General features: G+C 61.8%; 14 protein-coding genes. 7 read left to right on the plus strand and 7 right to left on the minus strand.

Translation table 11 applies throughout. From position 1 onward, the window contains the following. Positions 1-31: 31 nt before the first annotated feature. From Q1Y33_RS09590 to Q1Y33_RS09600, 3 genes are all read left to right on the plus strand, one after another. Complete coding sequence (locus Q1Y33_RS09590) at positions 32-943, plus strand: mechanosensitive ion channel domain-containing protein (protein ID WP_300799599.1); 912 nt, start codon at positions 32-34, stop codon at positions 941-943. Positions 944-972: 29 nt separating this feature from the next. After that, on the plus strand, positions 973-1,398 hold the full coding sequence (locus tag Q1Y33_RS09595) for a DUF5606 domain-containing protein (RefSeq protein ID WP_300799600.1): 426 nt from the start codon (positions 973-975) through the stop codon (positions 1,396-1,398). Between the two features lie 104 nt (positions 1,399-1,502). Continuing rightward, a complete protein-coding gene (locus tag Q1Y33_RS09600) occupies positions 1,503-2,003 on the plus strand; it encodes a methylglyoxal synthase (RefSeq protein WP_300799601.1) in 501 nt (166 codons plus the stop codon). A gap of 210 nt (positions 2,004-2,213) precedes the next feature. Here Q1Y33_RS09600 and Q1Y33_RS09605 read toward each other — a convergent pair whose 3' ends face one another. From Q1Y33_RS09605 to Q1Y33_RS09615, 3 genes are all read right to left on the minus strand, one after another. Then, positions 2,214-3,830, minus strand: a complete 1,617-nt coding sequence (locus Q1Y33_RS09605; protein WP_300799602.1) for a S41 family peptidase — start codon at positions 3,828-3,830, stop codon at positions 2,214-2,216. Between the two features lie 114 nt (positions 3,831-3,944). Next, entirely contained in the window at positions 3,945-4,967 is a 1,023-nt protein-coding gene (gene dusB / locus Q1Y33_RS09610) for a tRNA dihydrouridine synthase DusB (RefSeq protein ID WP_300799603.1), read from the minus strand. After that, entirely contained in the window at positions 4,964-6,241 is a 1,278-nt protein-coding gene (locus tag Q1Y33_RS09615; protein ID WP_300799604.1) for a hemolysin family protein, read from the minus strand. Before Q1Y33_RS09615 ends, dusB begins: the two co-directional genes overlap by 4 nt. A gap of 114 nt (positions 6,242-6,355) precedes the next feature. On the opposite strand from Q1Y33_RS09615, the gene argS reads away from it, so the two are divergent. Continuing rightward, positions 6,356-8,146, plus strand: coding sequence for an arginine--tRNA ligase (argS, locus tag Q1Y33_RS09620; protein ID WP_300799606.1), 1,791 nt, complete (start codon positions 6,356-6,358; stop codon positions 8,144-8,146). Positions 8,147-8,258: 112 nt separating this feature from the next. Further along, positions 8,259-9,266 (plus strand): hypothetical protein, encoded by a 1,008-nt coding sequence (locus Q1Y33_RS09625; RefSeq protein WP_300799607.1) that lies wholly within the window; start codon positions 8,259-8,261, stop codon positions 9,264-9,266. A gap of 261 nt (positions 9,267-9,527) precedes the next feature. Here the strand turns inward: Q1Y33_RS09625 and Q1Y33_RS09630 are convergent, their stop codons facing one another. Beyond that, positions 9,528-10,898, minus strand: coding sequence for an MATE family efflux transporter (locus tag Q1Y33_RS09630; RefSeq protein WP_300799608.1), 1,371 nt, complete (start codon positions 10,896-10,898; stop codon positions 9,528-9,530). 201 nt (positions 10,899-11,099) lie between these two features. On the opposite strand from Q1Y33_RS09630, the gene Q1Y33_RS09635 reads away from it, so the two are divergent. Next, the gene (locus Q1Y33_RS09635; RefSeq protein WP_300799610.1) at positions 11,100-11,387 is read left to right on the plus strand and encodes a hypothetical protein; all 288 of its coding nucleotides are present in this window, start codon (positions 11,100-11,102) and stop codon (positions 11,385-11,387) included. 237 nt (positions 11,388-11,624) lie between these two features. Here the strand turns inward: Q1Y33_RS09635 and Q1Y33_RS09640 are convergent, their stop codons facing one another. The 3 genes from Q1Y33_RS09640 to Q1Y33_RS09650 form a co-directional block, all read right to left on the minus strand. Continuing rightward, on the minus strand, positions 11,625-12,395 hold the full coding sequence (locus Q1Y33_RS09640; protein ID WP_300799612.1) for an ABC transporter ATP-binding protein: 771 nt from the start codon (positions 12,393-12,395) through the stop codon (positions 11,625-11,627). Then, positions 12,392-13,348 (minus strand): zinc ABC transporter substrate-binding protein, encoded by a 957-nt coding sequence (locus tag Q1Y33_RS09645; RefSeq protein WP_300799613.1) that lies wholly within the window; start codon positions 13,346-13,348, stop codon positions 12,392-12,394. The genes Q1Y33_RS09640 and Q1Y33_RS09645 overlap by 4 nt, the downstream gene beginning before the upstream one ends. Before the next feature lie 116 nt (positions 13,349-13,464). Further along, positions 13,465-14,094, minus strand: a complete 630-nt coding sequence (locus Q1Y33_RS09650) for a CPBP family intramembrane glutamic endopeptidase (RefSeq protein WP_300799615.1) — start codon at positions 14,092-14,094, stop codon at positions 13,465-13,467. Between the two features lie 270 nt (positions 14,095-14,364). On the opposite strand from Q1Y33_RS09650, the gene Q1Y33_RS09655 reads away from it, so the two are divergent. Beyond that, a complete protein-coding gene (locus Q1Y33_RS09655; RefSeq protein ID WP_300799617.1) occupies positions 14,365-15,180 on the plus strand; it encodes a hypothetical protein in 816 nt (271 codons plus the stop codon). Positions 15,181-15,578: the final 398 nt, after the last annotated feature.

The following is a 15,578-nucleotide window of genomic DNA, read 5'->3' on the forward strand; positions in this document are numbered from 1 at the left end:
TGCCCCACAAACTTTTGGAGACCGAAGAAATATGTGGACATTCCTTGCCGCCGAAACGGCCGAGCCGCTTATCCTGCCCGACAGCGTGCAGAAGGCAAACCTCGCGAAGGCCGTCGAGAAGATAGCCAGTCTCGACTACCACGAGCTGCTGCAGACGATGCTCTCGGAGTCGGTCTGGGTCATCATCAAGATACTGATCGCCCTGGCGATCTACTTCATCGGCCGCTGGATCGTGCACCGCGTCGTGCGGCTCATCGACGTGGCCATGGAGCACCGCAAGGTCGACGTTTCGCTGCGGTCGTTCACACGCAACACCGTGCGGGTGATCTTCTCGCTGATCCTCGTGCTGATCGTCGTGCAGACGCTCGGCGTGAACGTCACGTCGCTCATCGCCGTCTTCTCGGCCGCGACGCTGGCCATCGGTATGGCCTTGAGCGGTACGGCGCAGAACTTCGCTGGCGGCGTGATGATCCTCGTGATGAAACCCTACCGCGTGGGCGACTACATCTCGGCCCAGGGACAGTCGGGTACGGTGCGCGAGATCAAGCTCTTCTCGACGGTCATCACGACCTCGGACAACCAAACGATCTACATCCCGAACAACGCCATCGCCACGGCCATCATCGACAACTATTCGACGGCCGAGCAGCGGCGTGTCGACTGGACCGTGGGCATCTCCTACGGCGACGACGTGGATGTGGCGCGGCGCGTGATCCTCGGGATGCTGGCCGCCGACGCGCGCATCCTGAAGGAGCCTGCCGCCGTGGTGCGCGTGGCGGCGCTGGCCGACAGCTCGGTGAACCTCACCGTGCGGGCCTGGGTGGCGAACGCCGACTACTGGGATGTCTTCTTCGAGTACAACGAACGCTTCTACAAGGAGCTGCCCGCCGCGGGCATCAGCTTCCCCTTCCCGCAGATGGACGTACACGTCAAAAACGACTGACAACACACAAAAACAAGCAATAGAAAACTATGGAATTGAGAGAAATTCTGGCCATTTCGGGCCAACCCGGACTTTATAGGTACGTGGCGCAGTCGACGCGCGGCGTGATTGTGGAATCGCTGCTCGACGGCCGCCGCATGAATGCCTCGGCTTCGTCGAAGGTGAGCGCGCTCTCCGAGATTTCGATGTTCACCGAGGGCGACGACATCGCGCTGGCCGACGTCTTCACGCGCATCTACGCCCACACGGGCGGCAAGGAGGCAATCAGCCCCAAGGAGACGCCCGAACGGCTGAAGGAGGCCTTTGCCGAGGTGCTGCCCGAGTACGACCGCGACCGCGTGCACGTCTCGGACATCAAAAAGTGCTTCTCGTGGTACAACATCCTCATCGGAGCCGGATTCACCGAGTTCAAGCTCCCGTCGGAGGAGGAGGCCGCGGAGTCCGAAAAGGAGTAGCCCGTCCGATCCGGGTCCCGGCACGGTCCGGGACCTTTTCGTATATGCACGCCTGACAGGAAGTCAAACCGAAAACCGCAGGGTTTTCACAACACATGGATGTTATGGAGAAGAAGATGAAAGTTTTGGCGCTGGTCGCCCACGACAACATGAAACGCGACCTGGCGGAGTGGGTGGACTGGAACAGCAGCAAGTTGAGCCGCCACCATCTGGTCTGCACGGGAACGACGGGCAAGATGGTCGAGAAGACGCTGCGCGACCACCGGGAGAAGAACAATCCGGAGCAGGACGGCACAGAGGAGACTGCGCCCGATTTGCAGGTCACGCTGCTCAAGTCGGGCCCGCTGGGCGGTGACCAGCAGCTCGGGTCGATGATTGCCGACGGACGCATCAGCGCCCTGATCTTTTTCTGGGACCCCATGTCGGCCCAGCCGCACGACGTCGACGTCAAGGCGCTGCTGCGCCTGGCGACGCTCTACAACGTGCCGACGGCCGTAAACCGCTCGACGGCCGATTTCCTGATCTCTTCGCCGCTGTTCGAGGACGACGACTACCGGCCCGTGGTCAAGGACTACAGGGAGTATATCGAGCGGGTGCTGAAATAGCCCCTCCTGCAGCGGGACCGAACGGGAAGGCCGCACCGGATTGTCCGGTGCGGCCTTTTGTTGTGTGTGGTTTGTCCCGACCGGCGGGATAAAACCGGTGCAGCGGGCGGGCCGGCAGGAGCGTGACGGCATGACGATTGTCGGGACGGGACGGCACGTTGCGCGGGCCATGCGGGCGGACCGGCGCCCTCCGGCAGGTATCCGCCGGGATCAGCGGCCGTTGCGGGTGCGGATGATTGCCAGCAGGCGGTCCAGCTGCCCGTCGCGGCCGGTGAGGTACTCCGCGGCGATGCACGGAACGGGAATGTCGGGCTGCACGACCCCGTCGACGGCGCGCGTGCATTCGTCGATGCGCACCATCGAGACGGCACCCTGATAGAGGGCCGTCGGCATGAGGAAGCCTCCGTCGAGCACCTCGCCGTACTTGAGCGCATTGTGCCGCAGCGGTTCGCCGGCCAGTTCGGCGGCGCCGTGGTACTGGAGCATGTTGACGAACGACGCGGCGATCGACCCCGTGTCGCGCCCCACGAGCACGTAGTAGCGCAGCCCTCCGACATACATCTTCGGAACGGTCGGGAACGAGCGGACGTACTCCTCCTCGGGCAGCGGCACGGTCTGTCCGAGCATCTCCTCGGTGAGAAATCCGTAACAGGGCATCGACTTCCTCGAAGCCTTGACCCATTGCCCTGTGCAGTATTCCACGACCGGTTTGTCGATGAAGATCGAGAGCAGCCGGTCGAAGTTGTGTCCGTTGCCGCCGGGGTTGCGCCTCAAATCGAGGATTACGTCGGTGATGCCCTGCCGGCGGAAGTCGAGGAGCGTGCGGTGGAGGATGCGGATCAGGCGGTTGTTGTTGGGGAAAAATTCGGGGATGGCGATGTAGCCGCAGCCCGCTTCGGGCCAGGTGCGGATGTTGCGGTCGATCTCCTCGGCGCGCGACAGCTCGAACAGCGTCCCGGCAGCCGGCATGCCGGCCGTTTCAAGGACCATCGGCCGGCCGTCGCGCAGCAGCTCGATGCGGAAGCGGTCGACGACCTGGCTGTAGAAATAGCGCCCCATGAGCGAGATCGGATACATGTGGCGGTCGTCGTAGCTGTACTTGAGGTATTCGGCGGCCGCAACGCCGTTGATGGCCGTCACCTGGTCGCCGCGCCGGAATGCCGGGTCGAGCGAGCGGTCGACGATGAGTGTGTCGTTGATCTGCAGCAGGTTGAATCCCGGTGTGGGCAGTGTCCGCTCGATGCGCCGCTGCTCGCGGCGGGTGAAGGATTCCGCGTCGCCGATGGGTGGCAGCAAAATCCGGTAGTGTGGGTCTTCGTAATGGAGACGGTCTAGGTAGGGGCGCAGCACGTAGAAAAACTCCGAGGAGAGCAGCGAATCCTTGCCCAGCGAATCGCAGCGGGCGTCGATCTCGGCACGGATCTGCGCCATCTCGTCCTCCGTAAAGAGCGAATCGAGCCCCGGATGGTTGCTGACCTGGAAGAGCCGTCGGCCTTTGCCGATCAGCGAGCGGGGCATGTTGATGTCGATCAGGGCATAGATTCGGTTGGGGACACGCACCTCGAAACTCTTGCCGGCCCGGCGGATGCTGTCGAGCTCCTGTCGGGTGGGGTTCGTGGGCGCTGCGGTTGGTGCCGGAGTGTCGGGAGCTGCTGTGGGCGCAGGGGAGTCGGACGTGGCGGTTGGTGCCGGAGTGTCGGGAGCTGCTGTGGGCGCCGGAGAGTCGGACGTGGCGGTTGGCGTCGGAGTGTCGGGCGCTGCCGGAAGCAGCAGCGGAAAGAGCACTGCCGCAAGGAGCAGTGCCCGCAGTAGTGGGGTTCGGTTCATCGGTCTGAAGGTTGGGTTCTCCCTTCAAACGGATATCGGGTGGCGGATCGTATGCCGCCGGGCTGCTTTTTGCGGATAGGGTTGCGCACGGGGCCTGCCGCACGGGCCGCCGTGTCAGAGGTCGTGCGACAGCGGGGCGGGGACGGCACCGCTCATGTCGTAGTCGCCCCAGCGTTCGGCCACGTAGTCGAGCGTCGCGAAGAGCTCGTCGACGTCGAGCGTCGTGACCAGCTTCAGACGCGTCTCCCTGAAGTTGGGCAGCCCCTTGAAGTAGTTGGTCAGGTGGCGCCGCATCTCGAGGATGCCGACATGCTCGCCCTTGATCTCGAGCGACTTGTGCAGGTGTTCGCGGGCGATGGCGACACGCTCCGTGACGGAGGGTTGCGGCAGCACCTCGCCCGTTGCGAGGAAGTGCTTGACCTCGCGGAAGATCCACGGACGCCCGTAGGTCGCGCGGCCGATCATCACGCCGTCCACGCCGTAGCGGTCGAACATCGCGGCGGCCTTCGGCCCCGAGTCGACATCGCCGTTGCCGATGATCGGAATGTGGATGGCGGGGTTGTTCTTCACCTCGCCGATGAGCGTCCAGTCGGCCTCGCCGCGGTACATCTGGGCCCGCGTGCGGCCGTGGATCGTGAGCGCCGCGATGCCGACGTCCTGCAGGCGCAGGGCGATCTCCATGATGTTCTTCGACTCGTCGTCCCAGCCCAGCCGCGTCTTGACCGTCACGGGCTTGTGCACGGCGCGGACGATCTGTCGCGTCATCTCGACCATGAGCGGCACGTCGCGCATCATGCCCGACCCGGCGCCGCGCCCGGCGATCTTCTTTACCGGGCAGCCGAAGTTGATGTCGATGATGTCGGGCCCGGCCGCCTCGGCCATGCGCGCCGCCTCGACCATCGGCTCGATCAGGTGGCCGTAGATCTGAATGCCCACGGGGCGCTCGGCATCGTCGATCGCAAGCTTCTTGAGCGACTTGGCGGCGTCGCGGATCAGCCCGTCCGAGGAGATGAACTCCGTGTAGACGACATCCGCGCCGAAGCGCTTGCACATGTAGCGGAACGAAGGGTCCGTGACGTCCTCCATGGGCGCCAGCAGCAGGGGCTTCTCCCCGAGGTCCAGATCGGCTATCTTCATTTTTCAGTCTTTTCCAGCGGGGTGACCAGCAGTTTGTCGATGCGGGCGCCGTCCATGTCGACGACCTCGATGCGGTAGCCGTTCCACTCGAAGTGCTCGCCCGACTGCGGGATGTGGTCCAGCTGGTCGAGCACCAGCCCGCTGATCGTGTTGTAGGCCGTGCAGGAGTGCTCCTCCTCGATGCCGAGGCTGACCAGGAAGTCGTAGAACGGGCACTGCCCGTCGACGAGCAGGCCGCCGTCGTCGCGGCGGATGATGTCGGGCTCCTCCGAGCGGTCGGGAATCTCGCCCACGAGCGCCTCGAAGATGTCCTTGAAGGTGATGATGCCGCGCGTCACGCCGAACTCGTCGCAGACGATGCCGTAGCCGAGCTGCTCGCTGCGCAGCTGCTCGAGCACGTCGTAGACCTCGAATCCCTCGTGAAAGAACTTCACGGGCGAGAGGTAGTCGCGCAGGTTGAAATCCTTGTCGCCGATGTGGCTGAAGAGGTCCTTCAGGTAGACCACGCCGAGCAGCTTGTCGAGGCTGCCGTCCCCCACGGGGTAGCGGTTGTGGGGCTTCTCGTCGACGATAGCGCGTATCTGGGCCGGGCTCATCGAGATGTCGAGCCAGACCATTTCGCTGCGGTAGGTCATGATCGACTCGACGGTGCGGTCGCCCAGCGAGAAGACGCGCCCGACGATCTTCTGCTCGACCTCCTGCACCTCGCCGTCCTCGGCGCCTTCGCGGATGATCGAGCGGATCTCCTCCTCGGTGACCTTGCTTTCGGCCTTCTTCAGCCCCAGCAGCCGCGATACGCCGGCCGTGCTGTGCGAGAGCAGCCACACGAAGGGCGAGGCCAGCTGCGAGAGCACGCCCATGGGCCGCGACATGAAGATGGCGATCTTCTCGGCGCCGCTCATGCCGATGCGCTTGGGCACCAATTCGCCGAAGATGAGCGTCAGGTAGGTCACGACGATGACGATCGTCACCTGCGCGACGACGGTCGCCGTGCGCAGCGGAATGCCCAGTGCGGAGAGCTTCGCGCCGAACGATGCGGCGAGCGTGTCGCCCGAGTAGATACCCGTGAGGATGCCGATCAGGGTGATGCCGATCTGGATGGTCGAGAGAAACTTGTCGGGGTCCTGGATGAGCTGCTGGGCCCGCCGTGCCCCGGCGTTGCCCTGGCGGGCGAGCATCTCGAGGTTCGAGCGGCGCGCCGAGATGAGCGCGATCTCGGACATGGCGAAGAGGCCGTTGAGCAGGATCAGCAGCAGAATGATGACTATTTCCATGTATCGTGTTGTTCGGTAAAGTTGTGCGAAGATAGCGATTTTTCCCGATAATCCGGTGGCTGTGTTGATTATTCGCCGAAAAACGCTAAATTTGCACGCAAATTCTTTCAAGACATGACAAATACGGAGACCTTTATTTCGGATGCGGTCCGCCGGTCGGTGGAGGCGCTCTACGGCACGCTGGACGGCGAGCAGTTGCAGATTCAGAAGACCCGCAGGGAGTTTGAGGGCGACTATACCCTCGTGACCTTCCCGCTGCTGCGACGAAGCCGCAAGTCCCCCGAGGCCACGGCGACCGAGATCGGCGAATACATGACGGCCCACGTGCCCGAGATCAAGTCCTTCAACGTGATAAAAGGCTTTCTGAACCTCTCGCTCGACGTCTCGTTCTGGGGCGAGCGCTTCGCGGAGATCGTCGCCGACGAGGCCTTCGGACAGGCGCCGGCAACGGGCCGCACGGTGATGATCGAATACTCGTCGCCCAACACGAACAAGCCGCTGCACCTGGGCCACATCCGCAACAACCTGCTGGGATACTCCGTGGCGCAGATTCTTGCGGCGAACGGCCACACGGTCATCAAGGCCAACCTGGTGAACGACCGCGGCATCCACATCTGCAAGTCGATGCTGGCGTGGAAGCTCTACGGCAACGGCGAAACCCCCGCGTCGACGGGCATGAAGGGCGACCACCTCGTGGGCAAGTACTACGTCGAGTTCGACAAGCACTACAAGGCGCAGATCAGGGAGCTCGAGGCGCAGGGCATGAGCGAGGAGGAGGCCAAGAAGCAGGCCCCGATCATGCGCGAGGCGCAGGAGATGCTGCGCAAGTGGGAGGCGAAGGACCCCGAGGTCTACGCCCTCTGGGAGACGATGAACGGCTGGGTCTACGAGGGCTTCGACGTGACGTACAAGGCGCTGGGCGTCGATTTCGACAAGGTATATTACGAGTCGCAGACCTACCTGCTGGGCAAGTCGCTCGTCGAGGAGGGGCTCCGCAAGGGGGTCTTCTACCGCCGCGACGACAACTCGGTGTGGATCGACCTCCAGGGCGACGGGCTCGATGAGAAACTGCTGCTGCGCGGCGACGGCACGTCGGTCTACATGACGCAGGACCTCGGCACGGCCTACCGCCGCTTCGAGGACAACAAGCTCGACGACATGATCTACGTCGTGGGCAACGAGCAGAACTACCACTTCCAGGTGCTGAAGCTCGTGCTCAAGAAGCTGGGCTACGCCGAGTGGAGCGACCACATCACGCACCTCTCCTACGGCATGGTCGAGCTGCCCGAGGGCAAGATGAAGTCGCGCGAGGGCACGGTGGTCGATGCCGACGACCTGATTGCCGACATGGTTGCGACGGCCCGCGAGATGTCCGCCGAGCTGGGCAAGCTGGACGGATGCAGCGAAGAGGAGGCCTCGGCCGTCTCGACGATGGTGGGTCTCGGCGCGCTGAAGTACTTTATCCTGAAGGTCGATCCCAAGAAGACGATGCTCTTCGACCCGCGCGAGTCGATCGACTTCAACGGCAATACGGGCCCCTTCATCCAGTATACGCACGCGCGCATCCGCTCGATCCTGCGCAAGGCCGCCGAGGCCGGCATCGCCCCGGCTGCGGGTTACGATGCCGCGACGCCGCTGCTTCCGGAGGAGATCGAGCTGATCCGCCTGCTGACCGAATACCCGGCGACGGTGAAGGTCGCGGGCGACAACTTCGCTCCGTCGATCATCGGCGCCTATGTCTACGAACTGGCCAAGCAGTTCAACGCCTACTACCACGACCATTCGATCCTGCGCGAGGAGAATGCCGCCGTGCGGGCGCTGCGCCTGCAGCTGGCCGCACAGGTCGCCCGCATCATCAAGCGCGGCATGCGCCTGCTGGGCATCGACGTCCCCGAGCGGATGTAACGATCCGGCCGGATGCGATACGGAGCCGTCCCGACACCCGGGGTGGCTCTTTTTCAATCGTGGTACGAACTTTGCGAGAGTCGGACAAACAATCAACCAACACTGTTTTAGCGTGAAAACTATTGTTACAACTCTTGCTCTCGCATTGTGTGCCGCCACCGGGGTGACGGCGCAGACGAAAAGTGCGGCGCCGGCTCCCGGTGCCGATTCCGTTCTGCTGTCGGAGACGACCGACGGCGATTACATCGTGCGCCGGTACCTGGTCCGCAGCTCCGGCGATGCCGACTTTACGATGCATTACCGGATCAGCCTGGCGACGCTCGACACGTCGCTCGGCGGCAATCCGAAACAGCTGGGCGACCTGAATGCCTTTTTGAGCGGGCTGGTCGGCGACACGCTCCGCAAGGTGCAGTCGGTCACCGTCACGGGCTATTCGTCGCCCGACGGCCCCGTGCAGCTCAACGAGAAGCTGGCGGCGCAGCGCGCCCGGGATTTCATGGCCTATGCCGACGGCAAGTACGGCCTGTCGAAGAAGTACACGGTCAAGGTAAACTCCGTGGCCGAGGACTGGAAGATGTGCCGCACGCTGGTGGCCCAGTCGCAGATTCCCGACCGCGCGGCCGTGCTGCAGATCATCGACGGGACGCAGACCCCCGAGCAGAAGGAGCTGGCGCTCGAGAAGCTGCCTGCGGCGTGGAGCTACATGAAGGCGAACATCCTGCCGCCGCTGCGGCGCGTCGAGGTGATGATCGTCTATGCCGACGGCAACATCGTCGAGCAGCGCACGCTGAAGCCGAAACCGGCTCCGGCACCTGCTCCCGAGTCGTATGAGGTGGTCGACGAGACCATTACGGGCGTGATCGTCGAGATGCCCGAGTCGAAGAAGGAGATGCGTGAGGAGCACCGCGCCGCGGCCCGCGAGGCGCATCAGGATGCCACGATGACCCGGCGCGAGGCGCGCGAGGCGGCCCGTATCGCGAAGCGCGACGCCCGCGAGGCGAAGAAGATCGAGCGCCGGACTGCCCGTGCGGCCGAGAAGATGGCCCGAAAGGAGGCCAAGGCCGCCAAGAAGGGCGCCAAGGCGATGCAGAAGAACGAAAAGGACCTCGAAAAGATGTAGCCTTGCGCCCCTGCGTGCCGCCGCTTCGGCCTTGCGTGCCGCCGCTCCGGCCTTGCGTGCCGCCGTTCCGGCCTTGTGCGCCGCCGTTCCGGCCTTGCGTGCCGCTGCTTCGGACCGGCGGCAGAGAGCCGGTGCCGCAGAGAGCCGACGCAGGTGAAGAAAGGGCCCTCCGCTGATGCGGAAGGCCCTTTTTCGTGCCGTTGTGCCGGGGCGAGGATACCTCGTATAGGCTGCCGCCCTGCTTGACGGGCCGCAGCCGTGTCAGGCGCGGACGAAGCTCTTGTCGGCCCACTTCATGCCGTACCAGCGGCGGATGAAGATGACGCCGCGGATGTTCTCGTCGAGCGAGAAGGCCGCCCACATGCCGCAGAGCGCCAGCCCCCAGTGTACGCCGAAGAGGTAGCCGACCCCCACGGCGATGCTCCACATGACGACGAGCCCCACGTAGAAGGGGTAGTTGACGTCGCCGACGGCCCGCAGGGCGTTCGTGGCGAAGATGTTGATCGGGCGTCCGATCTCCAGCACGACGTCGATCATCAGCACGAGCGTGCCCATGTGGATGATGTGTTCGTTCTGCGTGAGGAATCCGAGGATCGCGGGGCCCGCCAGCGCAATGGCCGTCGAGAGCAGCAGGGTGATGCCGACGGCCCGTTTCATGACGTACTTGCCCAGGATGAAGGCCGCGTGGGGCCGCTGCTGCCCGACCAGATGGCCGATGCAGATGGCGCCGCCCTGCGCGATGGCGATGCAGAAGAGGTAGGCGAACATGATGATGTTGACGCAGTAGGTGCGCGCGGCCAGCGCCTCGGCCCCCAACATGTTGATGAAGAAGGTGATGACCACCTGCGAGGAACTGTACGAGAGCTGCTCGCCGGCCGAGGGGAGGCCGACCTTGAGCAGGTTGCGCAGCTCCTGCACGGGGAAGGGGCGGAACCAGGCGAGCGGGAAGCGGCGGATGTGCTTGCGCAGCAGGATAACGAAGAGCAGCACCATGGCCACGCCGCGGCTGAAGGCCGTCGAGATGGCCGCGCCCTCGACCCCGAGTTCGGGCATGCCCAGCTTGCCGAAGATGAGCGAGTAGTTGCCGATGATGTTGAGGAGGTTGACCACGACGGTCACCAGCATCGGGTAGATGGCCTTGTCGGCGCTGCGCAGCGCCGCCGAGAGGGTCATCGAAATGGCTTGGAAGAAGGCGAAGGCCCCGACGATGCGCATGTAGTCCACGCCGTCGGCCAGCAGTTCCGGCCCGAGGCCCATCCAGCGCAGGATCGTGTGGCACCCGAAGTAGAGCAGGGCGCTCACGGCCAGTCCGACGACGAGGTTGACCATGAGGGAGATGCCCACGACCTGCGTCACCTTCCTGTCGAGCCGCGCGCCGATGTACTGCGAGCATAGCACCGAGGTGCCCAGGTTGATGACCTCGAAGACGAGGAACGTGAGCATGATGATCTGGTTGACGACGCCGACGGCGGCGACGCTGTTGTCCGAGTGGCGGCTCAACATGACCGTGTCGACGGCGCCGAGCATCATGATGAGCAGCGTCTCGACGAAGATCGGGGCTGCGAGCCGCAGCAACTGCTGTTTGAGCGGAGACGGCTGTTTGCGGCTCCGCGTGAAGAACCGATTGAACATGTAACCCAATTAACCTAAACCGGGCGCAAAAATAATAAATATCGCATGGATTTGTCAATCCGAAACCTTTTATTATCTTTGCAGGAGTGTAGAAACAGGCTCCGGCCCTGACGCCTGACGCCTGCCGGAAGGAGTGCGGCGGCAGGGTGGAGCGGAGCGACAAGGTATTGACAAACATAAACTTAAAAACAAAAAAGGAATATGGCAAATCTGAGACAGCTCAAGAAAGAGATCGACTACATCCTTGAGGAGGTGGTTTTCGACTGCGATATGGCGATGTGTTTCCAGCCTTCGAAGGAAAAGGAGATTTTCGAGGTGATGCAGGAGGCCGTTTCGGTACGCAACAACCTCTATTCCAAAGCGATGAATCCTGCCGAGCCGCACAACCGCTCGCTCGTGCGCAAGCACTATGCCGCGCTGCGTGCCGAGATGAACGACGCTTACGGTGCACTGTTCGAGAAGTTGAGCGCGATCAACGGCAAGAAGTAGGGTAGCGCGGCGCCGCGGTGGGGGGTGTGCCTCCCGTCGCCACCGTAAAACCGGAATGCAAACGCACGCAATGGGGGCGAGCCCTCCGTTGCGTGCGTTTTTTATGCTCTGTTGTGCTGCTTCCGCGGCAGCCGACCTATGGGTATCCTTTGTTGCGGGCGTTGTTTTATGCCCTGTTGCGTCGCTTCCGCGGCAGCCGGCGACGATCCCGAGATGGTGGACCCGCCCGGCGACAGGCTATTCGTGGTCCGTGCAGCCGTCGCCCGGGTGGTGTTCGAGCACCGTGTGGGGGATGTGGCCGTGCGACAGGAGCTGGATGGGGCAGTCGTAGTTGCGCAGCTGCTCCTCGGTGAGGATGTTCGAGCGGTGCCGGTGCACGTGGCGGTTGACGCAGACGATCTCCTTCACGACGCTCGTGATCGTGCCCAGATCGTGCGAAACCATCATGATGGCCATGCGGCGGTTCAGCTCGCGCAGTGTCTGGTAGAGCTCCTTCTCGAAGCGATTGTCCACAAAGTTCGTCGGCTCGTCGAGGATCAGCAGCCGCGGCTCCGAGATTACGGCGCGGCATAGCAGCGCCCGCTGCATCTGCCCGCCCGAGACTTCGCCGATGGGGTGGTGCGCCTCCTCCTCGAGCCCTGCCGTTTCGAGCAGCTGCAACGCCTTGCGCCGGTCCTCGCGCGTGTAGCGCGTGCGGAAGCCGCGCAGCCCCTGCAATCCCGAGAGGGTAACCTCGAGCAGCGAGATCGGAAAGGCGCGGTCGAAGTCCGAAATCTGCGGCATGTAGCCGATCAGGCGCTCCCTGCCGCGGAAGAGCTCCGGGGCGTAGTCGATGCGTCCGCTGTGGGGCACGGTGCCCAAAATGGCCCGCACGAGCGTGGTCTTGCCGCCGCCGTTGGGGCCGATGACGCCGAGGAAATCCTCCTCGGCGATCTCCAGATCGACGTGTTGCAGCGCCTCATATCCGTCGTAGGTGACGCTGACATCGTGCAGGGTGACGAGATTCATTGTGCGACGATCAGATCGGTTAGCGAGTCGATATTGGCAATGACATCCTCCTTCAGCGGGTCGATTGCGACGCTCTGCGCCCCGATGTCACCGGCGATCACCTCGACCGTCGAGGCCGGGAACTGGCTCTGGTAGAATATCGTGCGCACGCCGTCGCGCCGTGCCTGCTCGATGAGGCGGGCGAGTGCCCGGGCCGACGGCTCCTTGCCTTCGTCCTCGATGGCTACCTGCCGCAGCCCGTAGTCGCGGGCGTAGTAGGTGAGGGCGGGGTGGTAGATGATGAAGTAGCTGACGCCGCTTGCGGCGATCTTTTCGGCCGTGCGGGCATCGAGTGCCGCCAGCTGCTCCTGTAGCCGGGCGTGGTTCTCGGTGTATTTCACCGAGTCGGGCCATAACGCATGAATGGCCTCGTAGGCGTTGGCGGCCATGCGTTGCAGCGCCCGCGGTGAGGTCCAGATGTGGGGGTCGATGCCGTGGGCATGGCTGTGTCCGTGTGCCGGTTCGGCCGGGGTGCCGGATGCGTGGCTGTCGGCGTGTACGGTGCTCTCCCTCTCCTCTGTGCCGGATTCGGCCTGGCTGCCTTGCGCGGCCTTTTTGCCGTGAGCATGCGAGCAGCTGCCGGCGATCAGTTCGATGCCGCGGCTTAAGTCGATCACCTTTTCCTGTGCTTCAAGTTTGCCTAACAGCGTGGTTTCGAAGTCGATCAACCCGACGTTGAAGATCAGCTGCGCACGGTTCAGATCGACATACTGGCGCGGTGTGGGCTCGAAGGTCTCGGGACTGGCTCCCGCGGGTACGAGCGCGCGCACGTCGAAGTCGTTGCCGACGATGCCGCCGACAAGGCTCTTCAGCGGCAGAATGGAGACGTAGAGTGTGTTGCTGTCTGTTTTCGGGGCTTCGGCACAGCCGAAAAGCAGGAGAATTGCAGCAATTGTAGTCAGAAACTTTTTCATGCTTCGGGCATTTTGGCCGTAAAGATACAAAAAATTCCCTGCTGCTTTTCCTCTTTCCCGTTTTACCCCGTTAATCGGCTTTTTATCGGTAATTGAGTGGGGTTGTCTGCGCCTGTTTACCTCTTTTCTACTCTCCCGCCTTGTGCGGAGCTGACAGCATGCAGCATCAGCCAGGGCTCTGCGAACAGGTTGATAATCGTGTGTGCCGCGATAGCGGGTAGCACATTGCGATCCCCGACAACGTAAACAAGAGCCAGTAGAAAGCCCAAAATCATCGTGGATATTGCTGAACCTGTCCCAATGCGATGATTCCCGCTGAACAAACCCCATGAGAAATGAACTATACCGAATGTAATTCCGGATATTGCGATTTGCAGTGCGGTATCGAATCCGTTGTTATCAAGCCATTCCATTAGTAATTTTCGAAAAACGGTTTCCTCCACGATACTGCCTGTGATTGCTGCGTATACGGCTATCCATTTGAGTGAACTTCTGAAGCGGAAAAGGTTATTGCGTACCGACGGTATCATTCGTGCGGTGTAGATAATATAGCCGATGGCAGTGGCTACCGCCAGAAGCCAGGCATAAGGAATATTGAGTGCCGTGTGGTTGATTCCTATGTATCTGATAAAGCCGACCGGATTATTGATACCCCAAAGAAGTATAAAAAAGGTCATGAATATCGATATTCCGATTAATATCATGCCTGTTAGTCTCTTTGTTTTTTGTTCATTTATGTCCTTCATTTTCGTCCTGTTTTGTGTTATGCATATGTACTGATTATTTCGGGTATTTGCAAATATAAATAAGTTTATGATGTAAACCAAATATTCAGGGCCATTATTATCGAAATATAGGATATCTTGTTTCCTTGATATAATTTAACATAATGTAAATATTAATTCATATCTTTGTGGAAAGGTTGAGCCACAATATGATGTGAAAATCCTGCACTCACATATCGTAAGATAAGATAGGTAACATATGTATATTTCACTCAAAAACAGATAATTGCAATGCTCTCGGATCGTCAGAAAGCGATACTTTTTGAAACAAAGATCGTCTCCAAACCACGCTACGTGCGGGTTCCTTTACAGATGTATAAAGGAGTGCGCGAACTCAAAACCGATGTATACTTCCCGCGCCTGCTCCAGCAATACAAACAAAATATTGAACTGATGCAACGACTTCTGCCCGGTGAACGCATATGCCACCTTCGGGCCGACGTCCACGGCATCAAGGATTGGCAGCGCGCCTACGAACGATTTACCTGCGCCTTTCGCTCCCTCAACGCCTCGCGGATCATCCGCCGCATGCACATTACCGGCTTCCGGATCGTCGACATCGTGGGCGCTGAAAAGCCCTACGTGATGCGGTCGGATACCTTCGTTTACGGCGTCGATTCCGCTTGTGTCGTCCTCGATTCGCTCCTGCGGTCGCTCGGCTCCTCCGCTCGCGGAATCTGCACCCTCTGCTACGTCGGAACCGTCCGCGAGGTGCAAGCCGCCCGCGCATCGTTCGTGCATAATCCGGCCTTCTCCCGGCGGTGGATTCTCTCCTCGATCGGCACCCCCTTCGATGGGGTCTACAAACTGCGCCTGCAAGCCGATTTGCACGAACTCGCTACCGCGGTCAACCTTGCCCTCTCGGTCGCTCCCTCCTCGATCGTGTCGGCAGATTTCGGCATCGCGGGCATCCGCCTCGACTTCGACGACATCCCCGATCACATCCTCCGCCAGCGGTTCGGTGAGACCGACTTCTCGGTTCTCCTCTCCGGGCGTCGTTTGCGGCGATTTCAGCGCATGGGAAACTTAACACGGGTGTGGGCATGACTGTACGGGAATTATTCGCATGGGCGGCCCGTGAACGGGTCCTCGATGCACAGATACGCATATGCGACGGCATGGCCGTATCGTATTATCCGGAACTGTCCAGCGTGAAGCGCGGACGGTATGAGACAGTAATTGATGTGTCGGCGCTTGAGCCGGTCGAATTTGACGAGTTGAACGCATGGGCCGTAATGATCGAATCGGACGCCGAACGGGTGCGATGAAGCCCGCCGCCACGGGCACAACGTGGGGCGGCCCGTGGCGTCGTCCTTCCGGGATTTCACGCCCCTGCGGCCTCGCTCGCCACGGCCAAGCCGGGCATCGGCGCCGGGCGGCCCGCAGACGGTCGCCGCAGGCGCATTTCGTGATGGTGCGGGCCGCTATTCCGGCGCTCCCTCGGC

Origin of the sequence: uncultured Alistipes sp., from assembly GCF_949296715.1 — a bacterium.
Taxonomy (GTDB): domain Bacteria; phylum Bacteroidota; class Bacteroidia; order Bacteroidales; family Rikenellaceae; genus Alistipes.